Here is a 20964-nt window from a genome sequence, read left to right as displayed (position 1 = left end):
GAACAATTGAAGGTACTTGGGCGTTGATTTCCGGAAGTTTGTAGCGATAAGGGCCCCCAGCCGTCAACGACGCCCCTTGGAGACCTCCGGTGGACCTGCACGCCGAGAAGATCCTGATCCTCGATTTCGGGAGTCAGTACACCCAGCTCATCGCCCGGCGCGTCCGGGAACTGGGGGTGTATTGCGAAATCCACCGTCCCGACCTCCCGGCGGAGGACATCCGCCGCTACGCGCCCCGGGGCATCATCCTCTCGGGCGGCCCTGCCTCCGTGGAGGCCGCCGGCTCGCCCCGGTGCGACCCGTTCGTCTTCGAGGCCGGGGTGCCCGTGCTGGGCATCTGCTACGGCCTCCAGCTGATGGCCAAGCTGCTGGGCGGGCGCATCGACCGTGGCGCGCACCGTGAGTTCGGCAGCGCGGAGGTGGAGGTGCTCGCCCGCCGGGGGCCCTTCGCCGAGTTCAACCCGGGTGACAGGGTGCAGGTGTGGATGAGCCACGGGGACCGGGTGGACGAGCTGCCGCCGGGCTTCGAGGCCATCGGCCGCAGCGGCAACTCGCCCTTCGCGGCCACCGCCCATACGAGCAAGCCCTGGTACGGCCTCCAGTTCCACCCGGAGGTGGTCCACACGCCGCAGGGCAAGGCGCTGCTGCGCGCCTTCCTCTTCAACGACTGCAAGGTGACGGGCTCGTGGACGATGAAGGGCTTCATCGACGAGGCGGTGGCCACCATCCGCAAGCAGGTGGGTGAGCAGGGCCGCGTCATCTGCGCGCTGTCCGGCGGCGTGGACAGCTCCGTGGCGGCGCTGCTGCTGCACCGGGCCATCGGCCCGCGCCTGCAGTGCATCTTCGTGGACAACGGGGTGCTGCGGCAGGGCGAGCGCGCCCACGTGGAGTCGCTCTTCGTGGACCGCTTCCACGTGCCGCTGAAGACGGTGGATGCGCGGGCGCGCTTCCTGGAGAAGCTCGCCGGCGTCACGGACCCGGAGAAGAAGCGGAAGATCATCGGCCGCGAGTTCATCGCCGTGTTCGAGGAGGCCTCGCGCGACATCCAGGACGCCGAGTTCCTGGCGCAGGGCACGCTCTACCCGGACGTCATCGAGTCGGTGTCCTACAAGGGCCCGTCCGTGACGATCAAGAGCCACCACAACGTGGGCGGCCTGCCGGAGACGATGAAGCTCAAGCTGGTGGAGCCGCTGCGCGAGCTCTTCAAGGACGAGGTCCGCGCCCTGGGCCGCGAGCTGGGCCTGCCGGACGAGATGGTCTCCCGCCAGCCGTTCCCGGGCCCGGGCCTGGCCATCCGCGTGCTGGGCGAAGTGACGGAGGCCCGCCTGGACCTGGTGCGCCGCGCGGACGCCATCGTCCAGGAGGAGATTCGCGCCGCCGGCCTCTACAAGGAGGTCTGGCAGGCCTTCGCCGTGCTGCTGCCCGTGCAGAGCGTGGGCGTCATGGGCGACGAGCGCACCTACGAGTCCACCTGCGTGCTGCGCGCCGTCACGAGCGTGGACGGCATGACGGCCGACTGGGCCCGCCTGCCGTTCCCCGTGCTGGAGAAGATCTCCACCCGCATCACCAACGAGGTGCGCGGCATCAACCGCGTCGCCTACGACATCTCCTCCAAGCCCCCCGCCACCATCGAGTGGGAGTGAGCGGGTAGGGCGGTAGAAAGCAAAGAGGCTGCCCGGGATTCGCTCCGGGCAGCCTCTTCTTGCTTCAGGGCCCCTCAGGGGGTGACTACCCCGCCGGGTTGGTCTTCACGGGCGGCACCTTGGTGCTGCCGGGGCGCAGCTCCTCGAGGACGCGGGTGGCGCCGTAGATCTTCTTCAGCGACTCGATGATGGCGTCGCTGTGCACGGACACGGTGCGGTTGACGCTCTCGTCGAAGCCGTACTCACCGCCCAGGGACTGGATGTTGCCGTCGAACACCAGGCCGACGATCTCCGCGTCCTTGTTGATGATGGGCGAGCCGGAGTTGCCGCCGATGATGTCGTTGGTGGAGACGAAGTTCATCCCCGTCTTGCCGTCGAGGATGTTCTGCGACTTCAGCCAGGACGGGGGCAGGGCGAACGGGTCCTCGCCGGTGTGACGGTCGAAGGTGTTGGCCATCTGGGTGATGGGCTCCACCTTCTTGCCGTCCTCCATGTAGCCCTTCACCGAGCCGTAGGACAGGCGCAGGCTGAACGTGGCGTCCGGGTACTGGTTGGTGCCGTAGACCTCGAACTTCGCCTTGGCGATGAGCTCGCTGTTCTTGCGGACGACGGCCTCGATGTTCTCCTCGTAGTTCTTGCGGATGGCGCGGGCATCCGGGTCCACCAGCCTCGCCAGCTCGATCATCGGGTCCTTGGAGGCGTCCACGGCGGCCTTGCCACCGGTGAACAGGGCCTCGCGCACCTTCACGTCACGCAGCTTGGAGCCCTTGATGACGCGGGCGGCCAGCTTCTCCGGGGACTCCTTGCCGAGCACCTTCTTGACGAACGGGTGGTCCGCGCCCAGCTCCTCGCGCATCTTGGTGAGGCTGAACGTCAGGCGGGCAATCTCCAGCTCCGGGTAGATGGGGGCGGGGCTGAGCAGCTGGGCCTTGAGGGCGGGCAGGCCGGCCTGGCTGAACTCGCGCAGGCGCTGGCCGTTCTCCTTGGGCAGCTCGTCGGCGCCGCGCACCAGCGTGCGGGCGATGCTGAAGAGCTGGGAGGACAGGCCCTGGCCCTGCTCCATGAAGTTCAGATCCTTGCGGATGTTGACGAGCTGCGCCTGGGCCTTGGAAATCTCATCCCACGCGGCGCCGTACTTCTTCTTCATCTCCGGGTTGGCGTCGACCTTCTTGCGCAGGTCCTGCTCCGCGGCGACCTTCTGCGCGAAGAACTTCTTGTCCAGCAGCGCCTCGTGGCGGCCCTTCTGGGCCTTCAGCGCGTTCTCCACGCCGAAGAGCATGTTGTTGGAGATGCGCTTCTGCTCGGGGCCGCGGCGCTGGAACTCGGTGATCATCCCGCGAATCTCGGAGAGCATGAACAGCGTCTTGGGGAGCACCAGGTCTCGCTGCATCTCCAGCTCGGCGATGGTCAGCCCGCGCGAGGTGCGGCCGGGGTGGCCGGAGACGAAGGTGAGGTCGCCCTCCTTGACGGGCTTCTCGGACCACTTGAAGTAGTTGTCCTTGGTGCTGGCCGGCTTGCCGTCCTCGTAGACGCGCACGAACGTCACGTCCAGGTCGTACCGGGGGAACTCGAAGTTGTCCGGGTCTCCGCCGAAGAAGGCAATGGCGTGCTCGGGGGCCATCACCAGGCGCACGTCCTGGAAGCGGCGGTACTCGTACAGGTTGTACTTGCCGCCCTGGTACAGGGTGACGACGTCGCAGCGCTTCTTGGCGTCACCATTGGAGCAGGCCTGCTCCAGCTCGGACATCTTCGCCTTGAGCGTGTCCGCGTACTGCTTGCCGGACATGCCCTGGGTGGCCTGGTTCAGCGTGTCGGTGACGTCGGTGATCTTGACGAGCTGGTTGATCTCCATGGCCGGGCACTGCTTCTCCTCGGCCTGGGTCTTCGCGTAGAAGCCGTTGGCGATGTAGTCCTTCTTCGCCGTGGACAGCTGCTCGATGCAGCCGCGGGCACAGTGGTGGTTCGTCATCACCAGGCCCTCCGGCGACACGAAGCTCGCGGAGCAGCCGCCCGCCAGCCGCGCCGACGACAGGCGCACCTTGTCGAGCCACTGCTGCGAGGGCTCGAAGCCGTACTTCTCCTTCACCTTCGCGGCGGGGAAATTGTTGTACGTCCACATCCCCTCGTCGGCCAACGCAGGCGCCGCGCCGAGGAGGGTGGCAATCAGGAACAAGCGCTTCATGAACAGGTCCTTTCCAGGGCCGTAGGTTGCCGCGTTCTGCGGGAACCCCCTGCCTGGGTCAAGCCGGGAAAAAGGCGGGAAATATTCCCGACGCTCGGAACAGGCGAGCAGCGCGGCGATTCCGCGCCGTCGTGGGTAGGAAGTACGCGGGCGTTCCTCGGTGATTGCCCGAATCCAGGCCCATTTCGGAACAACGAAGCCCGACCGGAAAAGTCGCGCTGGCGGCTCCCGGAAATGGGACGCGGGATGACGTTCCCGGACTGGCGCGTCGCGTCGTGTAGCGGGCGGCCAGGACGGCGTGCGTCAAGCCGATGTGGACGGTGGGGCCGGACGGTCGGCGATGGCGACGAGCCGCTCGTGGAGGACGACGAGCAACAGGGCGCAGCCGACGATGACCCAGGTGACGGCCTCGAGGCCGAAGCGCTGGCTCAGGAGGCCGGCGACGCTGGGAATCACGGCCACGCCCAGGGTCGCGGCGCTCACCTGGAAGCCGACGGCATGCGGCGCGAGCGGGTCGCCGACGCGCCGCGGCGTCTCCGTCATGAGGCCCGGGAAGATGGAGGCCAGGGAGAAAGAGAGCAGCGGCAGTGCGGCGGCCCCCGGGACCCACCCGGGGATGGCGAGGATCAGCGTGGAGGCGAGCACGCCGAGGGTCGCGAACCGGAGCATCCGGACCGGGCCCACGCGCTCGACGAAGAAGCCCAGCACGAGGCGTCCCGCGAGGAGCCCGCCCCAGTAGGCCGCGACCCAGGTGCCGGCGGTCGGGGCGCCGAAGCCGCGCGCCTCGGTGAGGAGCGTGTAGCTCCACTGGCCGGCGGAGACCTCGATGCCGACGTAGACGAAGAAGATGGCGATCTGCAGCCAGACCCGGCCGCTGCGGAGCGCGGAGAAGCCGCTCACCGGGGGTGTGTCCAGGGTCATGGGACCCACGCCCCCGGGCGCATCGACAACGACGTGAGGCTCTGGCGTATCCGCGTCCCAGCGCTTCCGGGCCGCGGCGAAGGCCACCACCAGGGCGGCGAGCGAGAAGCCGACCACGGCGTAGCCGGTCCGCCACGAGGCGCCGCGGGCGAGCACGGCGGTCATGATGGCCGGGCCCAGCATGGCGCCGGCCGCGTAGGCGGCGTGGAGCCACGACATGTGCTTGGGGCTGAAGTTGCGGGCGGCGTAGGTGTTGAGTGCGGAGTCGATGGCGCCGGAGCCGAAGCCCACGAAGGGCATCACCAGCAGGATGACGACGAAGGCGGGCGCGGCGGAGATGCCGAGGACGCCCGCGGCGACCAGCGCGGTGCTGCCGGCCAGGAGCAGCCCGATGCCGAAGCGCACGAGCAGCCGGCCGGCGAGGAGGCCAGAGACGAAGTAGGCCGCCGCGCCGATGGCGAGGGGCGCGCCCAGCAGGGCCTGGGGCAGTTGGAAGGTGTCGCGAAGGGACGGCCACGCGACGCCGACCACGGCATCCGGAAGGCCGAGGCTGATGAACGCCAGGTAGGCGAGCACCAGGAGGGTCGCCGAGGAGCGGGACGCGGAGCGGTTCATGGGTCGGGAGCTGCATGTAGCAGCGTCAGGGGCCTGCGTCCCGCGGCGCGGAGTCGCACGTCAACGAGCCTTGCGTGAGACCTTCGTGGCCATGAAGGCCTCGATGTGCTCGGCGATGGCCGGGGCGTCTTCCTCGAGGGCGAAGTGGCCCGTGTCGAGCAGGTGGAGCTCAATGTTCTTCAGGTCCTTCTTGTACGCCTTGGCACCGGCGACGCTGAAGAGCGGATCTCCCTTGCCGTTCCTGGGACAGCCGGGGGAGACATTGCAGGCCGTGGTCGCCGACGGCCGCCTGAAGCTCGAGAAGCGCCGCGAGGTGCAGCGGCCCGAGGGCCTGCTCAGGCTCGTGGCTGAGGCCGCCGCGCACCTGATGGCCGAAGGGGACCCGCGCCAAGCGCGCCGCTGCGACCATCCGGACTGCATCCTCCTGTTCCTTGACACCACCAAGAACCGCACGCGCCGCTGGTGCAGCTTGCGGATTGGCGCCAGTCAGGGGCGGCTCCGAACGCCGAAGCGGGGAAGACCGAGCGCTGAAACCCGCCCTGGGTGCCCCATGGGCTTAGTTTACATAACGCATGTTAGCGGACCTTCCGACAGAGGGAGAATGGGGGGCGCCGTGGCGTTCTCAGGCCGTCCTCCAGCGTCATTCCAGGCCTCCGTGGCGCATACGTCGAGTCTCTCCCATGGCCCCTTCGCCACCGTCGCGGCGCGCGACCTTCCAACCCGGGAACCTCGACCGGCCTCGCTTGCTTCCGCGCCGGGACGCTGGCTGACGCGGCCCACGACCTGTTCAGCGCTGCCACTTCGGCTGAGGCTCGACTGCCCGCCTGGCACTCCGTGCTTTCCGCCATCCGTGCCGCCGCATACCGTGGCCGCTCCATGCGTTTCCTTCGATTCGGACTGGCCGCTTGCTGTGGCGCTCTCGTCCTGACCGGCTGCCCCGACAAGCCGTCCGCCACCACGGCCGACGCCGGCGTGGCCGAGGCCGTCCAGGCCCCCACGACGCCTCCGCCCACGAAGTTCACGCTCAGCTACCAGGCCCCCGATGCCGGCCTGGCCGAGATCTCCCTCGCTCCGGACGAAAAGCCCCTGGTCGAGGCCTCCTCGGTGCTTGAGCTCCGTAGCTCCATGGGTCTGCGGAACTACCGCGTCCGGCTGTTCGACGAGGCCGAGCGCGCCATGGTCACCGACGATGACGTCGAGGAATCCGACGCCGGGGTCGTCTACCGCATCAACCTGCCGCAGCCCCTCAAGACGGGCTTCGAGTACACCCTGGTCGTCGACGCCCAGACCGGCTCCGCCTTCACGGACACCCTCGGCCGCGACGTCGAGGAGCTCCGGACCACGTTCCAGATCGCTGGCGAGAAGGAAAAGCCGGCACCGCCGCCCAAGCCCGCCAAGAAGAAACGCAAGTAGCCCGGCGGTGGGCCCCAAAGAATGTTCTTCCGGCCCGTTCTGGTAGAAAGAATGTTCTTTCCGCCCAAAAAGAACATTCCTGACACCAAAAGAATGTTCTTTTGCGCCCTGCCGACCCTCCTCAGCGCTCCGCGACGGACGGCAGTCCCAAAGCGCTCTGAAGCTCGCGAAGCTTGGCCTGGATGATCCGCATGTTCTGGGGCCCCATCCGCAGCAGGTGCTTCTGGGCGCGACTCAAGCCCTCCAGCTCCGGCGCCGCGTACGCATAGAGCGCCCCCTGGTGCTTCACCTCCACGGGCCCTTCCTGCACCGGCACCGCCAGCAGGTGCTGGATGGCCTGGCTGAACGTCCTGTCGAACGGCTGTCCCGGCGGCGCAATCTCTCCGTGGGCCTGGTCGATGAGCGGCTTCAGCTCCCGGTACACGCTGCCGGCGCCCTGCGCGTCCAGAGAACCGAAGACCCGCGCCACCGTGTCGTAGCGCCCGTAGCTCGGCGGGTCGATGACCGTCGTCCCGTCGACCTGGGACACCTCGAAGCCACCGGCCGGCGCCAGGAAGCCCAGGACCATCCGCGGGCTGACGCCCTCGGCGATGTTGTTCACCGCCGCGGTGAAGCGCCGGACCAGGTCCTTCTCCTGCATCCACTTCGCGAACTCGGGCTCGCTCGAGAGCCGGCCCGTCAGGTCCCGGACCCGTCCGTCACTCTCCGGCAAGGACGCGGTCGGCCCCGGAGCCACCGCCGGGCCCGCATCCGGCACGGGCGCACTGACCACCTCCGGCGGCCGCGACTCGTGCCGGCGGAGACCGTAGTACGAGGCAATCAGCGCCAGCAGGCCCAGTCCGACGACGACAGCCAGCGTCTTCACCCGGTTGGCCCCCGGCGACGGTGAGTGCGGCGGCGGGCTACCTGAGGGCGTCGGGCTCATCGGGTCGGTCATGCGTTCCTCCGTCTTGGACCGCCCACCCTACAAACGTCCCATCGACACATTCCACGGGGAGCGCGCGGAAGCGCCCCACGGGTGTTCACCGTCGAGTAGTCCCGGAGGTCAGGCGCGCCACGCACCAGCCACGGAAGCAGCGGGCCCAGGCCGGGCGTCCACGCAGCACGGCCACCCTGCCCGCCCCGTCAGAAATCCTGCTCCATCGCCCGTACCCTCGCGAGCGTCTGCAGGTCTCTCTCGGTGGGGCCCAGGTCCAGGAGGATGCGGCTCACGTCGTACAGCACGTCGCCGCGGTCGAAGACGGGCAGCCGGGGGACGTCCTGGTTCAGGTCGTCCGCGCCGCGGTTGTACGCCACGTCCATCAGCGTCCGGAGCTGGAACGAGTCGTACAGGTTGTACTCGACGAGGAACCGCAGGGCCTCCACGTCGCCCCGGCGCAGGTACGCCCGCCACAGCAGCACCGCGTCGTAGCCCTGGACGCCCTTGAGGTGCGGCGGACGCTCGGCGCCAATCTTCCCCTCGATTTCCTTCAGCCCGCCGCCCAGCCCCAACCGCCGCGTCACGAAGCGCAGGTCGATGTGCGCGTCCGGCACCGGGAAGCGCCCCGGCCCGAAGTAGTCCCGCAGCACCGGCACGTCGAAGCACGAGCCATTGAACGTCACCCACAGCCGCCGCGCCGCCATCGCCTCCGGCAGCGCGTCCATGTTCCGGCCCTGGATGTAGACGTGCAGCCCGGCGGAGTCGAACAGGCTCACCACCGTGGGCGCCTGCGCCTCCTTCCCGTCCGTCTCGATGTCGAAGTACACCGCGTCGTCATGGAACTCGGGGTACAGCCGCCAGTGCTCACGCGAGGGCAGCAGCTCCGCCAGCCTGCGCAAGTCCCGCTTCGCCAGCGCCTCTCGCGCCTGGGCGATGCGCTCGCGGGCCACCTCGTCGGCCTTCTTGCTGATGGCCACCCCGGTGCCGGCCGCCGGGAAGTCGTCCCAGGTCCGGATGCCTCGGGACCACAGGTCCTTCTCCCTCCAGGGCCCCACGCCGGGGATGTGCTGGAAAGTGCGCTGCAGCATCAATCGAGCGCGCCCAGCCTTCCCGCCACCAGGTCGTCCAGGAGCGGGATGTCCGCCTCACAGAACGGCAGGGCCGTCATCTCCGCCGGCGTCTGGAAGGCCAGCGCATGCGCGCCCAGGGGCTTCGGCTCGCCCTTCACCAGGCGGGCCGCGTAGAGCACCAGCTCCACCGTGAGGTCCGGGTACGTGTGCCGGCCCTCCCAGAGGCGCCGGCCGACGGCGAGCTCCACGTCCAGCTCCTCGCGACACTCGCGGGCCAGCGCGGCTTCGTCCGTCTCCCCGGCCTCCACCTTGCCGCCGGGGAACTCCCACAGCAGGGCCCGGCTGCCGCCGGGGAGCCGCTGCTGCACCAGGAACCGGTTGCCGTCCTCGGGCCTCGGAATCAGGGCCGCCACCACGCGGACCGTCCTGGGCGCCGCGGCCGTCACCCTCGAAACCCGTTCACTTCCAGGGCGTACAGGTAGCCGTTGTTGGACAGCACGAAGACCTGCTTGCCGCGCACGAAGGGCGTCGCCGTGATTCCATCACCCGGGTTCCACGCCACCCGGGACTTGCCAGTCTTCGGGTCCAGGAACAGCAGCGAGCGCTGGATGGGCACGAGCAGCATTCCCTGGGCGAACACGGGAGTGAACCCGGCCCGTTCCCCCAGCGGCACCGACCAGAGGAGCTTCCCGCTGTCTCCCAGGTAGGCGTCCACCCGGCCATCGCCGGCCGCGAAGACCACCTGTCCCTTGGCCAGCAGCGACGTCATGCCCGCGACGTTGGTGTTCCACACCAGGTCGCCCGAGTCCGCCTCCAGGGCGTAGATGCCGCTCTTGTACGAGGCGACATACAGTCGGCCGGAGTCGTCCATGACCGGAGGCGTGTCCACGTCCAGGAACTCGGAGCCGGCCCCGGACAGGGCCTTCTCCCAGGACGCGCTGCCGTCCGTGATGTCCAGCGCCACCACGAAGCCGTCCGAGAAGCCGACGTACGCGGTGCCCTCGCGCACCAGGGGCGTGGACGCGCCGCGCACGGTGAAGCCCGAGGGCGGATCCCTCCGGTACTGCCAGGCCCACTGCCCGTCGGCGGCCTTCACTGCGAAGAGCGTGTCGCTCTCCGAGGCCACCAGCACCAGGCCGTCGGACACCACGGGCACCGTCGCCAGCGACTCGCCCGCGTCGTACTTCCACTTCACCTCGCCGGTGGCCGCGTCCAGCGCGTACAGGAAGCCGTCACCGCCGGGCACGTAGGCCACGCCCTCGACGACCCTGGCCCCGGCATTGAAGCGGACCGCCGTCTTGCGCGACCACTTCACCTTGCCATCCTGACCCACGGCGCGGATGAAGCCGTCGCGCGTGAGCGCGATGACCAGCTCGCTGTCCGGGTCATAGGCCGGGCTGGCCGGCTCGCGCGGCCCGTACTCCAGCTGGGTGGGCTGCACCAGCGGGGTCCACCAATCCACCGAGAAGTAGTCCACCGGGGGGTGGGACGGCCCCCGGGGCAGCTCCGGATTGGTGTAGTACTGCGTCATACCGCAGCCGCCCAGAAGCCCCGCCGCCGCGGCGCCACCCAGCCAACGCTTCCAGCTCACGAGCCGCTCCCTCATACGTGCGTACTACCCCGCGTCCTGTCCGGCAGCCGCCGCGGGCTGCGCGGGGGCGGGGGCCGGAATCTTCACGCCCTCGGAGGCGAGCACCGCCAGCCGCTCGCTGGCCATCCGCGCCGCCGCGGTGTTCGGGTGGTCGGTGGAGATCTTCGACAGGACCTCCGCCGCCTCCTCCTTCTTCCCCTGGAGGACGAGCATGCGGCCCTTGTGGTACGCGCCCATGCCCGGCAGGAACGCCTTGCCGCCGACCGTGGTCATCTGGTCGAACGCCTTGATGGCCTCGTCGTACTTCTTCTCGGCCTCGAACGCGTAGCCCTGGCCTTCCAGTGCGCCGGCGCGCAGCGGCTCCGTCTCCGGGGCGTCCTTGAGGAACGCGCCGAAGGCCTCCTGCGCCGCCCCGTACTGGCCCAGCCGGAACTGCGCCTTGCCCAGCGTCAGCGCCGCCGTCGTCGCCGAGCGGGTGCCGCCATGCTCCTTGCGGAACGCGTCGAGCGCCTTCACCAGCTCCTCGTCGCGCTCCTTCAGCGTCTTGAAGGGGACGGCGGTGTCACCCGGCTGCGCGGGCTCCACGCCCTCCACCGGGCGCTCCAGGACGGCGAGCGCCTGCCCCAGTGCCTGGGACGCCTTCTCCTCGCCCCGCTTGGAGACCTCGTTGGCGATGGCCACGCCGAGCCCACCGACGATGATGACCCCCGCGGCGATGCCGATGAGCTTCTGCCGCTGGGCCAACCAGTCACTGGCCTCGACGCCCACCTTCATGAAGGTGTCCGGCTGGCGAAGCTCTTTCTGGCGAATCTTCTCGGTCTTGGTGGTTCCGGCCACGTCTGGAAACCTCTCTCAAAAGAGCGGCGCACTGTACGGAGCGCGTGCCGCGAGTGTCAACGCACTGACGCTTCAGTGTTTGCCTTGAAGGTGCGGCTTCTTGCGGGCCTCGCGCTTGGCCTGGCCGGGGCGCGCCCGGAAGAGGATGCGGATGGGCACCCGCAGGTCGAACGTCTTGCGGAGCTGGTTGGTGATGTACCGCTTGTACATGTCCGGGACGCCTTCGGGGTGGTTCGTCGTAATCGCGAAGGTCGGCGGGGCCGTGGTCACCTGGCTGATGTAGTACAGCCGTAGCGGCTTGCCCCGGACAATGGGGGCCGGGTGGTTGTCCACCATGTGCTCCAGCAGGCGGTTGAGCTGCGGCGTGGGCGCCCGGAAGCGGAACTGCTGGGCCAGCTCCACCGCCACGTCCACGACCTTCTCCACCTTGGAGCCCGTCAGCGCGGACGTGAAGAGGATGGGCGAGTAGCCTACGAACTTCAGCGAGTACTTCAGGGACTCGCGGTAGGTCTCCTGCCGGCGCTGGTCCGCGTCCACCAGGTCCCACTTGTTCACGACGATGACCAGGGCCCGCCCGCGCTCCTCGGCCAGGCCCGCCAGCTTCGCGTCCTGGTCCACCGCCACCTCCGTGGCGTCCATCAGCAGCACCGCCACGTCGCTGCGCTCCATCGTCTTGAGCGCGGCGATGACCGAGAACTGCTCCACGCGGTGGGCAATGGTCTTCTTGCGCCGGATGCCCGCGGTGTCCGTGAGGATGAGCTGGTGGCCCTTGTACGTCAGCGGCGAGTCCACCGGATCCCGCGTGGTGCCGGGGATCTCACTGGCCACCACCCGCTTCTGCTTGAGGATGGAGTTGACCAGGGTGCTCTTGCCCACGTTGGGCCGGCCGATGATGGCCACGCGGATGGTGCCGTCGTCCGGCGGGGCCTCGGCGTCCTCGCCCTCTTCCTTGGGCGGCAGCTTCGCCACCACCTCGTCGAAGAGGCCCGGCACGCCCAGGCCGTGCTCGGCGGACATGGGCTGCACCTCGCCCAGGCCCAGCTTGTAGAACTCGGCGGCCAGCGACTGCATCTGCCCCGTCGTGTTGTCCAGCTTGTTGGCGGCCACGACGACGGGCTTGCCGCTCTTGCGCAGGTACTTCGCGACGGCCTCGTCCTCGGCCGTCAGGCCCTGGCGCGCGTCGGTGACGAAGATGATGACGTCGCACTCCTCCACGGCGAGCTGGGCCTGCTCGCGCACCTGCTGGAGCAGCGAGTCCTTCTCCCCGGGGACGAAGCCACCGGTGTCGATGAAGGTGAAGTGACGGCCCTCCCACTCCGCGTCGGCGTAGTGGCGGTCCCGCGTCACGCCGGGCAGGTCCTCCACCAGCGCGAGGCGGCGGCCGACGAGGCGGTTGAACAGCGTGCTCTTGCCCACGTTGGGGCGTCCGACAATGGCTACCAGCGGCTTCATCTCAGTCGTATCCCAGCTTCTTGAGGCCTTCGCGGCGCTCGCTCCAGCGCGGCTCCACGCGCACCCGGAGATCCAGGTACACGTGCGCGCCCAGCAGGCGTTGCACGGACTTGCGCGCGTCCGTGCCAATGGTCTTCAGCATCTGACCCTGCTTGCCAATGATGATGGCCTTCTGGCTGTCGCGCTCCACGTAGATGGACGCCGCGATGCGGATGAGCCCGCCCAGCTGGTTCGGCGGAGTGCCCGGACGGGGCTCCCGCTCGGACTCGTCGAAGATGTCCACCAGCACCGCCGTGGAGTACGGAATCTCCTCGCGGCAGTGACGCAGGACCTGCTCGCGGATGTACTCGGACACCAGCGCGCGCTCCTGCTGGTCCGTCAGCATGTCCTCTTCGAAGACGTTGTCGCCTTCGGGCAGGTGCTCCAGCACGGTGTGGAAGAGCCGGTCCACCCCGTCCTTCTCCCGCGCGGAGATGGGCACCACCTCCGCGAAGGGGAACTCGTTCCGGTACAGGTCGATGAGCGGCAGCAGCATCGCCTTGGGAATGGAGTCGATCTTGTTGATGACCAGGAAGGTGGGCTTGCCCACCTTCTGCAGCCGCTCGAGGATGGTCCGGTTCCCGGGGCTCACCTCGAGCTTCTCGCCCGCGGGCGGCTCGATGAGGAAGAGGACCAGGTCCACCTCCTCGGCGGCGGAGAGCGCCGTCTCCACCATGTAGCGGTTGAGCTCACCCTTGGCCTGATGGATGCCGGGCGTGTCGATGAACGCCACCTGCCCCTCCGGGCGGGTGACCACGCCGAGGATGCGGTTGCGGGTCGTCTGCGGCTTGGGCGAGACGATGGCGATCTTCTCGCCGGTGAGCGCGTTGATGAGCGTGCTCTTGCCCACGTTGGGGCGCCCGATGAGCGCGGCGAAGCCGCTGCGGTGTGTCTTGGGGGAGGCCATTGCTTCGGAGGTGATCTGGGAGTCCCTTGAAACCGGGAGCCCCGAAGAGGGAACCGCGGACAACGCCCTATAACAGCCCGCCGCCCATCCATTCTGCATGGAGGGGCGGCAGGCAGCCGGGCTACGGCTGGGTCGTCGAGATGGTCAGCTTGTTGATGCGCACGTCCTGGCGCGGCCGGTCACTCCCGTCGCGCGGCACGTTGCCAATCTTCTCCACCACGTCGTAGCCGGTCACCACCTCGCCGAAGATGGTGTGCTTGTTGTTCAGGTACGTCGGCTTGGAGGTGGTGAGGAAGAACTGGCTGCCGTTGGTGTTGGGGCGGCCGATGTTGGCGGTGGCCAGCAGGCCCACCTTGTCGAAGGTCCGGCCGCTCTTGTACTCGTCCGGGACGTTGAAGCCGGGGCCGCCGCGGCCGGTGCCCGTGGGGTCACCGCCCTGAATCATGAAGCCCGGGATGACGCGGTGGAAGACGGTGCCGTCGTAGAACGGCCGCTTCGTCTTCTCACGTGTCGTCGGGTCCTCGAACTCCAGCTCCCCCGTGGCCAATCCCACGAAGCTGGCCACCGTCGTCGGCGCGTCCTTCGAGAACAGCCGCACCACGATCTGCCCCTGCGTGGTGTCGAAGGTGGCGTACAGCTCATTGCCCGCGCGGGCCTCGTCCATCATTCCCATGCTGCCCTCCCGTCTTGCTGGAGCCCGCCGGACGGACGGGCCCGTTTCACTTCCACTGCCTCGCGTGCTCCGGACTCACGGCTTCGGAGAAGCCGGCTTCGGGCCCGCGTCCTTCTTCGGCGCAGGCGCGGCCGGAGCGGTTGCCGGAGCCTTGGCGACGCCCGCGGGCGCCTTGTCGCTCAGCTCCACCCGCGTCACCACCACCGCCGTCAGGGGCCTGTCCCTGCTGTCCCGGGGCACATTGCCAATCTTCTCCACCACGTCGTAGCCCTTCACCACCTCACCGAAGATGGTGTGCCGGTTGTTGAGGTGCGCCGGCGTGGCGGTGGTGATGAAGAACTGGCTGCCGTTGCTGTTGGGGCCGGCGTTGGCCATGGCCAGCAGGCCGACCTTGTCGAAGCCGCGGCCGCTCTGGAACTCGTCCTCGAAGCGGTAGCCCGGGTCGCCCATGCCGGTGCCGGTGGGGTCGCCGCCCTGAATCATGAACTGGGGGATGACGCGGTGGAACACGGTGCCGTCGTACATCGGCTTCTTCGACTTCTGTCCCGCCCGGGGGTCGGTCCACTCCTTCTCCCCCGCGGCCAGGCCCACGAAGTTCGCCACCGTCTTCGGGGCGTCCTTGGAGAAGAGCCGGACGACGATGTCGCCCTCGCTCGTCTTGAGGGTGGCGTAGAGGTCCTTGCCGGACTCGACCTTCTTCGTCCACTTGCCGGAGGCGGCGGACGCGGTACCGGCCAGCAGGCAGGCCACCAGCGCGAGCATCATTCGGGGGGAGGAGGGTCTCATCGGCGCGGCACCCTATCCCCCGCCCCTCCCCCATCCAAGGGGTTTCACGCCGGGGTGTCGTCCCGTGGCGTTTCGGCCGCCGGGGGCGCGCAGGCCGGCTCCCCCTCCGGACGGGCCCCGTTGGCGGCCGCGGTGTTCTGGGCCAGACGCTGGGGGAGCATGTCCAGCGTCACCCGGGCCGCGGCCTGCTCCGCCTCCTTCTTGCTGCGGCCGGTGGCGCGCGCGAAGGCCTCCTCGCCGATGATGACCTCCACCTCGAAGATCTTCGAGTGCTCCGGGCCGGACTCGGACACCACCCGGTAGCGGGGCGGCATCTTCAGGCGCTCGTGGACCAGCTGGCCCAGGGCCGTCTTGTAGTCCTTGTCCAGGTTGGACGCGGCGTCGTCGATGAGCTCCGCGAAGAAGCGGTCCACCAGTTGGAGCACCGGCTCCATGCCCGAGCTCAGGTACACCGCGCCGAACACCGCCTCCATGGCGTCCGCCAGCAGGGAGTTCTTCTCCCGCCCGCGGTACTTGTCCTCGCCCCGGCCCAGCAGCAGCAAATCGCCGAGCGGAATCCGCCGGGCCACCAGGGCCAGCCCCTCCTCATGCACCAGCCGGGCGCGCACCTTGGTGAGGAAGCCCTCCGGCACGTCCGGGTAGCGCTTCCAGAGCCTGTCGCTGACGGCCAGGTTCACCACCGCGTCCCCGAAGAACTCCAGGCGCTGGTTGTCCTTGAGGCGCAGGTCCGGGTTCTCGTTGACGTACGTCTTGTGGGTGAGCGCTTCGATGGCCAGGTCCTGCCGGGCGATGGACACCCCCAGGCGAGACTCCAGCACCTTGACCCGCTCGGCCAGATTGAGCTTCTCCACGGCCTTCCTTCACTCCTGTGGCGCGTCCGGCCCCACCAGCCTCACGGCCTCGGGAGGGACCTTCAGCAGCTCCGCCACCATCCGGACGATGCCTGGAAACTCATCCAGCTCGAACCGTCCCGCCCACACCTTGCCCTTCGCCCCCGCCAGCAGTCCCCGGAACGTGCGCCCCGCCACCCGTGCGGCGGCGAAGCGGTAGGGCCTGCCCTGGACCTGCAACTGCGCCAGCAGCTCCAGGCCGCTGCGGGGAGGCACCAGCGCCTCCGCTCCGAACTTCTCCACGATGTCGCCGAAGCGCACCAGGCCCGCCCCCACGGGGGCAGGCTGCGGCCGGGCGGCCGGCTCGCCGAACAGTGCCGCCAGGTAGCCCGTCAGCGCCGCCCGCTCGCGGAACTCCGACAGCTCCAGCGTGTGCCCGTTGCCGTTGGGCATGTCCTCGCCGCCCCGCGACACCCGGGCCACCCGGAAGTTGCCCAGCCGATCCGCCACCAGGGTGACGGCCAGGTCCCCGTCCTGCACCACGGTAGACAGCTCCAGCGTGTCCGGGTCCACCTTGGGCGTCAGGCCCAGGACCTGGAGCTCCGCGGAGCGGCGCTGCACGTGGAAGATGTGCTCGTTGAAGGCGTCGGCCAGCAGCGCCTCGATGTCCGCCACGTCACTGAGGGCGCCCACCAGGATGGGGGCGAGCCCCACCACCGCCGCCGGGGAGATGGGGATGAGCCGGTCCCCCATCACCTGGAAGATCACCTCTGGGATGAAGGCCCGGGTGACGGGATTCACGAGGGGAGAAGACTCCAGGTCCAGCACGGCCTCCGTGCCAGCCGCGTCCTCCCTGACCTGCAACCCGAGTCCTTCCAACCTGGCGGTGTCCATCAGGCCCCTTTGAAGATCTCACGGGCGATGATGGTGCGCTGGATCTCGCTCGTGCCTTCGCCAATTTCACACAGCTTGGCGTCGCGCAGGTAGCGCTCGACGGGGAATTCGCGCGTGTAGCCGTAGCCGCCGTGGATCTGTACCGCCTTGTTGCACGCGCGCATGGCGGCCTCGGAGGCGAACAGCTTCGCCATGGAGGCCTCCTTCGAGTACGGCTTGCCCTCGTCCGCCAGCCGCGCCGCGCGATGCACCAGCATCCGGGCCGCGTCCATCTCCGTCTTCATGTCCGCCATCATCCAGCGCAGGCCCTGGAACTCGCTGATGGGCTGGCCGAACGCGGTGCGCTCACGCGAGTAGCGCACGGACTCCTCCAGGGCGCCGCGCCCCAGGCCCACGGCCAGCGCGCCGATGGTGATGCGGCCCTTGTCGAGGATCTTCATCGTGTCGATGAAGCCGTGGTCGATCTCCCCCACGCGGTTGGAGTCCGGCACCTCCACGTTCTCCAGGATGAGCTCGGCGGTGTCCGACGAGCGCATGCCCAGCTTCCCGTGGATGGCGCGCTGGCTGAAGCCCGGCATCCCCTTCTCCAGCAGGAAGGCGGTGACGCCCTTCTGCCGCTTCTGCGGGGACGTGAGCGCCAGCACCACGAAGACGTCGCCCACGGTGCCCTGGGTGATGAACATCTTGGTGCCGTTGAGCACCCAGTTGTTCCCCTGGCGCACCGCCGTGGTCTTCATGCTGGACGCGTCCGAGCCGGACCCGGGCTCCGTCAGGCCCCAGGCGCCCAGGGCCTCGCCGGTGGCCAGCTTCGGCAGGTACTTCTTGCGCTGCGCGTCCGTGCCGAAGACGCGCAGGTGGCTGGTGCCCAGGCCGTTGTGGCTGGCCACCGTCAGCGCGAGCGAGCCGTCATACCGGGCGATCTCCTCCACGGCGACCGCGACGGCCAGTGAGTCCATGGCGGCCCCGCCGTACTCCTCGCCGACCAGGATGCCCATGACGCCCAGCTGCCCCAGCTCCTTCACGACCTCCATCGGGAACTTCTCGTCCTTGTCCCAGTCACGGGCGTACGGCTTCACGCGCCGCTCGCAGAAGTCGCGAAGGGAGGACTGAAGGGCTTGGTGGCTTTCAGGAAGTTCGAAATCCATGGTCGGCAGGATCTATAGCAAAGCGACCCGGTGCAGGCCGGGCCTCGCAGTGGGAGGAAGTTTTCCTACTCAGACGGGATAGACACCGTGCTTCTTCTCGGCACGGGGGGCCTGGCCCTGGGAGTACAGCCGGTAACGCTGGGCCAGCTCCTGACGCAGACGGTCGCCGGGGACGATCTCATCGATGATGAGCTCGCTGGCCAGCTTGTAGATGTCCACGTCGGCCTTGTACTCGTCGCGCAGCTTCTGGACGTAGGCGGGCCGCTGCTCCTCCGGCAGCTCCTGGATCTTGTTGTAGTAGACGGCATTCACCGCCGCCTCCGGGCCCATGACGGCGATCATCGCCCCGGGCAGCGCCAGGGTGGCGTTGGGCGCGAAGCCGGGGCCGCTCATGGCGTACAGGCCGGCGCCGTAGGCCTTGCGCACGACGACGCAGATCTTCGGGACGCTGGCCTCGGACACCGCGGAGATCATCTTCGCGCCGGCGCGGATGATGCCGGCCCGCTCCACCTTGGTGCCGATCATGAAGCCGGGCACGTCCGCCAGGTAGAGCAGCGGGATGTTGAACGCATCACACAGCCAGATGAAGCGCGCCGCCTTGTCCGCGCTGTCCACGAACAGCACGCCGCCCTTGTACTTGGGCTGGTTGGCGACGATGCCCACCGGGCGCCCGTCGATGCGGGCCAGGCCGGTGATGAGCTCCTGGGCAAAGAGCTTCTTCACCTCGAACCAGCTGTCCTCGTCGATGAGCTCCTTGATGAGCGCATGCATGTCGAAGGGCTTGTTCTGGTCCGCGGGGACGATCTCCTCCAGCCGCTTGCCGCTGGCCTTGGGGGCGATGGGGTCCGTCCGGGGCGGCAGCTGGCTGCAGTTCTCCGGGAAGAAGCCGATGTACTTCTTCGCCGCGGCGATGGCCTCCTCCTCCGTCTTGGCCAGCACGTCGCCGACACCCGAGATGGAGCAGTGCATCTTCGCGCCGCCCATCTCCTCGAGCGTCACCTTCTCGCCAATGACCATCTCCGCCATGCGCGGGCTGCCCAGGTACATGGAGGCGTTGCCGTCCACCATGATGACCAGGTCACAGAAGGCGGGGATGTACGCGCCACCGGCGGCGGAGGGCCCGAAGAGCAGACACACCTGGGGCACGAAGCCCGACATGTGGACTTCGTTGTAGAAGATGCGTCCGGCGCCGCGGCGGCCGGGGAACATGTCCACCTGGTCGGTGATGCGGGCTCCGGCGGAGTCCACCAGGTAGAAGAGCGGGCAGCGGAGCGAGCGGGCGGTCTCCTGGATGCGGAGGATCTTCTCCACCGTGCGGGCGCCCCAGCTCCCGGCCTTCACCGTGGAGTCGTTGGCCATGATGGCCACGGTGCGGCCGGCCACCTTGCCCAGGCCGATGATGACCCCGTCCGAGGGCAGCTCCGGGTCCAGGTTGTTGGCGAGCTTGGCGTCCTCCACGAAGGAGCCCTCATCCACCAGCAGGCGGATGCGCTCGCGGGCGAAGAGCTTGCCCGCCTCCTTGTTCTTGGCGTGGTACTTCTCCGCGCCACCCTTCTCCACCTGGGCGATCTTCTCCAGCAGTTTCGAGTCGTAGGACATGGCCGGGGCCACATAGCAGAAAGGTCCCCGCCTGGCTGCCTTCTCGCCTGCTGTGCAGCGCGGCATGACGTCCAGCTTACGACGCACCGTGTGACGGTGGTGCCCGGGGGGTGCCGCTGACGGCTCCCCTGCCTACCTTGGAGCCTCACGGGGGCGTGAACGAGTGCGGGGAGCGCCTCCGACCAACATATCGGGCCCAGGAGGGACGCATGTTCGCAGCGAAGAAAGGCAAGTGGATGGCGAAGGGGTTGGCCAAGAGCGATCTGTACCGGAAGTGGGTGGCCCACAAGATCATTGACGACCTGCCCCGGAACGCCCGGAACGTCTGGGACGACTTCGACCCGGATGACGTGCTGCGTCTGGTGGGGCTGACCCGCAGCAAGCCGGTGGCCACCGGCCTGGGCGGCATCGGCGCCTTCATCCTCGGGGTGGCCGCGGGCGGCGTGGCCGCGCTGCTGCTCGCCCCGAAGACGGGCACCGAGCTGCGCACCACCGTCAAGGACAAGGCGATGGGCTACATGAACAAGCAGAACGTCAACATCGGCAACGAGAAGACCGCCAGCGCCTGAGTCGCTCGCGGCCTTCGGGCCATGACGTGAAGTGCACGGGGGGCGGGGTCTGGTGCATCCAGGCCGCCGCCCCTGGTGCGTTCAGCGCCCCTTGTAGACGGGCGGACGCTTCTCGGCGAAGGCGCGCAGGCCCTCCAGCCGGTCCTCCGTCTTGAGGATCTCCTCGTACTTGCGCAGCTCCAGCGCCAGCGCGTCGTCCAGCTCCAGGCCCGTGCCCTCGTCGATGGCGTGCTTGGCCGTGGACACGGCGATGGGCGCATTGTCCACCACCGACTCCGCCAGCCCGTAGGCGACCTCCAGCAGGTGCCCCTCGGGGGCCAGCCGGTTCACCAGGCCCACGGTGAAGGCCTCCGCCGCGTTGATGCGCCGCGCGGTGAGGATGAGGTCCTTCGCCCGGCCCGGGCCAATCAGCCGCGCCAGCCGCTGCGTCCCGCCGCCGCCGGGGATGATGCCCAGCTTCACCTCCGTCAGCCCCAGCTCCGCCGCCGGTGCGGCCACGCGCATGTCGCACGCCAGGGCCAGCTCCGTCCCGCCGCCGAAGGCCGCGCCGTTGATGGCGGCGATGAAGACGCAGTCGCTCTTTTCAATCGCACGGAACGTCTGGCGCAGGCCGTCCAGGAAGGCGCGGACCTCGTCCTCCTTCATGCCGGCGCGCTCCTTCAGGTCCGCGCCCGCGCAGAAGGCCTTGTCACCCGCGCCCGTGAGGATGACGGCTCGCACGGCGCGGCTGGAGGACACGCGCGTCACCATCTCGCCCAGCTCCTTGAGCATGGCGCGGCTGATGGCGTTGCGGCGCCCCTCGCCGTCGATGGTCCAGATCTCGATGGCACCCCGTGCGTCGACCTTGAACTCCGGCATGTGCACTCCCCTGCCCGGGCC

21 protein-coding genes are annotated in these 20964 nt (G+C 68.9%); 4 read left to right on the top strand and 17 right to left on the bottom strand.

Annotated features, from left to right (window positions below; genetic code table 11):
- Positions 1 to 89 precede the first annotated feature (89 nt).
- On the top strand, positions 90 to 1643 hold the full coding sequence (gene guaA / locus LXT23_RS33420; protein ID WP_253984438.1) for a glutamine-hydrolyzing GMP synthase: 1554 nt from the start codon (positions 90 to 92) through the stop codon (positions 1641 to 1643).
- 85 nt (positions 1644 to 1728) lie between these two features.
- On the opposite strand, the gene LXT23_RS33415 is transcribed toward guaA, so the two are convergent.
- The 3 genes from LXT23_RS33415 to LXT23_RS33405 form a co-directional block, all read right to left on the bottom strand.
- A complete protein-coding gene (locus LXT23_RS33415) occupies positions 1729 to 3825 on the bottom strand; it encodes a S46 family peptidase (protein WP_253984437.1) in 2097 nt (698 codons plus the stop codon).
- 303 nt (positions 3826 to 4128) lie between these two features.
- Positions 4129 to 5361, bottom strand: a complete 1233-nt coding sequence (locus LXT23_RS33410) for an MFS transporter (RefSeq protein ID WP_253984436.1) — start codon at positions 5359 to 5361, stop codon at positions 4129 to 4131.
- 60 nt (positions 5362 to 5421) lie between these two features.
- Positions 5422 to 5781, bottom strand: a complete 360-nt coding sequence (locus tag LXT23_RS33405; RefSeq protein ID WP_253984435.1) for an alpha/beta fold hydrolase — start codon at positions 5779 to 5781, stop codon at positions 5422 to 5424.
- On the opposite strand from LXT23_RS33405, the gene LXT23_RS50770 reads away from it, so the two are divergent.
- Together LXT23_RS50770 and LXT23_RS33400 are read left to right on the top strand one after the other, a co-directional pair.
- Complete coding sequence (locus LXT23_RS50770; RefSeq protein WP_407692931.1) at positions 5729 to 6289, top strand: CGNR zinc finger domain-containing protein; 561 nt, start codon at positions 5729 to 5731, stop codon at positions 6287 to 6289. The two genes, LXT23_RS33405 and LXT23_RS50770, sit on opposite strands and share 53 nt — an antisense overlap.
- Complete coding sequence (locus LXT23_RS33400) at positions 6196 to 6774, top strand: hypothetical protein (protein WP_253984434.1); 579 nt, start codon at positions 6196 to 6198, stop codon at positions 6772 to 6774. The genes LXT23_RS50770 and LXT23_RS33400 overlap by 94 nt, the downstream gene beginning before the upstream one ends.
- 121 nt (positions 6775 to 6895) lie before the next feature.
- On the opposite strand, the gene LXT23_RS33395 is transcribed toward LXT23_RS33400, so the two are convergent.
- From LXT23_RS33395 to LXT23_RS33335, 13 genes are all read right to left on the bottom strand, one after another.
- Entirely contained in the window at positions 6896 to 7711 is an 816-nt protein-coding gene (locus LXT23_RS33395) for a DUF3014 domain-containing protein (protein WP_253984433.1), read from the bottom strand.
- A gap of 188 nt (positions 7712 to 7899) precedes the next feature.
- Entirely contained in the window at positions 7900 to 8781 is an 882-nt protein-coding gene (locus tag LXT23_RS33390) for a ribonuclease H-like domain-containing protein (RefSeq protein WP_253984432.1), read from the bottom strand.
- A complete protein-coding gene (locus LXT23_RS33385) occupies positions 8781 to 9209 on the bottom strand; it encodes a (deoxy)nucleoside triphosphate pyrophosphohydrolase (RefSeq protein ID WP_323379114.1) in 429 nt (142 codons plus the stop codon). Before LXT23_RS33385 ends, LXT23_RS33390 begins: the two co-directional genes overlap by 1 nt.
- On the bottom strand, positions 9206 to 10369 hold the full coding sequence (locus LXT23_RS33380; RefSeq protein WP_253984431.1) for an outer membrane protein assembly factor BamB family protein: 1164 nt from the start codon (positions 10367 to 10369) through the stop codon (positions 9206 to 9208). The genes LXT23_RS33385 and LXT23_RS33380 overlap by 4 nt, the downstream gene beginning before the upstream one ends.
- Before the next feature lie 9 nt (positions 10370 to 10378).
- On the bottom strand, positions 10379 to 11191 hold the full coding sequence (locus LXT23_RS33375; RefSeq protein WP_253984430.1) for a tetratricopeptide repeat protein: 813 nt from the start codon (positions 11189 to 11191) through the stop codon (positions 10379 to 10381).
- 72 nt (positions 11192 to 11263) lie between these two features.
- Positions 11264 to 12643, bottom strand: coding sequence for a ribosome biogenesis GTPase Der (gene der, locus LXT23_RS33370; protein ID WP_253984429.1), 1380 nt, complete (start codon positions 12641 to 12643; stop codon positions 11264 to 11266).
- Between the two features lies 1 nt (position 12644).
- Complete coding sequence (gene era / locus LXT23_RS33365; protein ID WP_253984428.1) at positions 12645 to 13589, bottom strand: GTPase Era; 945 nt, start codon at positions 13587 to 13589, stop codon at positions 12645 to 12647.
- Between the two features lie 121 nt (positions 13590 to 13710).
- Positions 13711 to 14262: a peptidylprolyl isomerase gene (locus tag LXT23_RS33360; RefSeq protein ID WP_253984427.1), complete on the bottom strand. Its 552-nt coding sequence runs from the start codon at positions 14260 to 14262 to the stop codon at positions 13711 to 13713.
- A 75-nt stretch (positions 14263 to 14337) separates the two neighbouring features.
- Complete coding sequence (locus LXT23_RS33355; RefSeq protein WP_253984426.1) at positions 14338 to 15048, bottom strand: peptidylprolyl isomerase; 711 nt, start codon at positions 15046 to 15048, stop codon at positions 14338 to 14340.
- Between the two features lie 44 nt (positions 15049 to 15092).
- Positions 15093 to 15899, bottom strand: a complete 807-nt coding sequence (gene rnc / locus LXT23_RS33350; protein WP_253984425.1) for a ribonuclease III — start codon at positions 15897 to 15899, stop codon at positions 15093 to 15095.
- A 9-nt stretch (positions 15900 to 15908) separates the two neighbouring features.
- Complete coding sequence (locus LXT23_RS33345; RefSeq protein WP_253984424.1) at positions 15909 to 16772, bottom strand: hypothetical protein; 864 nt, start codon at positions 16770 to 16772, stop codon at positions 15909 to 15911.
- Complete coding sequence (locus tag LXT23_RS33340; RefSeq protein WP_253984423.1) at positions 16772 to 17917, bottom strand: acyl-CoA dehydrogenase family protein; 1146 nt, start codon at positions 17915 to 17917, stop codon at positions 16772 to 16774. Before LXT23_RS33340 ends, LXT23_RS33345 begins: the two co-directional genes overlap by 1 nt.
- A gap of 69 nt (positions 17918 to 17986) precedes the next feature.
- Positions 17987 to 19516 (bottom strand): acyl-CoA carboxylase subunit beta, encoded by a 1530-nt coding sequence (locus LXT23_RS33335; RefSeq protein WP_253984422.1) that lies wholly within the window; start codon positions 19514 to 19516, stop codon positions 17987 to 17989.
- A gap of 209 nt (positions 19517 to 19725) precedes the next feature.
- Between LXT23_RS33335 and LXT23_RS33330 the strand changes: the two genes are divergently transcribed.
- Entirely contained in the window at positions 19726 to 20085 is a 360-nt protein-coding gene (locus tag LXT23_RS33330; protein WP_253984421.1) for a YtxH domain-containing protein, read from the top strand.
- An 81-nt stretch (positions 20086 to 20166) separates the two neighbouring features.
- Here the strand turns inward: LXT23_RS33330 and LXT23_RS33325 are convergent, their stop codons facing one another.
- The gene (locus LXT23_RS33325) at positions 20167 to 20943 is read right to left on the bottom strand and encodes an enoyl-CoA hydratase-related protein (RefSeq protein ID WP_253984420.1); all 777 of its coding nucleotides are present in this window, start codon (positions 20941 to 20943) and stop codon (positions 20167 to 20169) included.
- Positions 20944 to 20964 lie beyond the last annotated feature (21 nt).

The sequence above is a fragment of the Pyxidicoccus xibeiensis genome (genome assembly GCF_024198175.1).
GTDB classification, from domain to species: domain Bacteria; phylum Myxococcota; class Myxococcia; order Myxococcales; family Myxococcaceae; genus Myxococcus; species Myxococcus xibeiensis.
The sequence above is the reverse complement of the archived record's forward strand: the minus strand, read 5'-3'. Positions and strand labels throughout refer to the sequence as shown.

What these genes read in the sequence shown, in the direction of transcription:
- LXT23_RS33415 (WP_253984437.1), bottom strand. Translation starts at nt 3,825, where the DNA reads ATGAAGCGCTTGTTCCTGATTGCCACCCTCCTCGGCGCGGCGCCTGCG.
- LXT23_RS33410 (WP_253984436.1), bottom strand. Translation starts at nt 5,361, where the DNA reads ATGAACCGCTCCGCGTCCCGCTCCTCGGCGACCCTCCTGGTGCTCGCC.
- LXT23_RS50770 (WP_407692931.1), top strand. Translation starts at nt 5,729, where the DNA reads ATGGCCGAAGGGGACCCGCGCCAAGCGCGCCGCTGCGACCATCCGGAC.
- LXT23_RS33405 (WP_253984435.1), bottom strand. Translation starts at nt 5,781, where the DNA reads ATGCAGTCCGGATGGTCGCAGCGGCGCGCTTGGCGCGGGTCCCCTTCG.
- LXT23_RS33395 (WP_253984433.1), bottom strand. Translation starts at nt 7,711, where the DNA reads ATGACCGACCCGATGAGCCCGACGCCCTCAGGTAGCCCGCCGCCGCAC.
- LXT23_RS33390 (WP_253984432.1), bottom strand. Translation starts at nt 8,781, where the DNA reads ATGCTGCAGCGCACTTTCCAGCACATCCCCGGCGTGGGGCCCTGGAGG.
- LXT23_RS33380 (WP_253984431.1), bottom strand. Translation starts at nt 10,369, where the DNA reads ATGAGGGAGCGGCTCGTGAGCTGGAAGCGTTGGCTGGGTGGCGCCGCG.
- der (WP_253984429.1), bottom strand. Translation starts at nt 12,643, where the DNA reads ATGAAGCCGCTGGTAGCCATTGTCGGACGCCCCAACGTGGGCAAGAGC.
- era (WP_253984428.1), bottom strand. Translation starts at nt 13,589, where the DNA reads ATGGCCTCCCCCAAGACACACCGCAGCGGCTTCGCCGCGCTCATCGGG.
- LXT23_RS33360 (WP_253984427.1), bottom strand. Translation starts at nt 14,262, where the DNA reads ATGGGAATGATGGACGAGGCCCGCGCGGGCAATGAGCTGTACGCCACC.
- LXT23_RS33355 (WP_253984426.1), bottom strand. Translation starts at nt 15,048, where the DNA reads ATGAGACCCTCCTCCCCCCGAATGATGCTCGCGCTGGTGGCCTGCCTG.
- LXT23_RS33345 (WP_253984424.1), bottom strand. Translation starts at nt 16,772, where the DNA reads ATGGACACCGCCAGGTTGGAAGGACTCGGGTTGCAGGTCAGGGAGGAC.
- LXT23_RS33340 (WP_253984423.1), bottom strand. Translation starts at nt 17,917, where the DNA reads ATGGATTTCGAACTTCCTGAAAGCCACCAAGCCCTTCAGTCCTCCCTT.
- LXT23_RS33335 (WP_253984422.1), bottom strand. Translation starts at nt 19,516, where the DNA reads ATGTCCTACGACTCGAAACTGCTGGAGAAGATCGCCCAGGTGGAGAAG.
- LXT23_RS33330 (WP_253984421.1), top strand. Translation starts at nt 19,726, where the DNA reads ATGTTCGCAGCGAAGAAAGGCAAGTGGATGGCGAAGGGGTTGGCCAAG.
- LXT23_RS33325 (WP_253984420.1), bottom strand. Translation starts at nt 20,943, where the DNA reads ATGCCGGAGTTCAAGGTCGACGCACGGGGTGCCATCGAGATCTGGACC.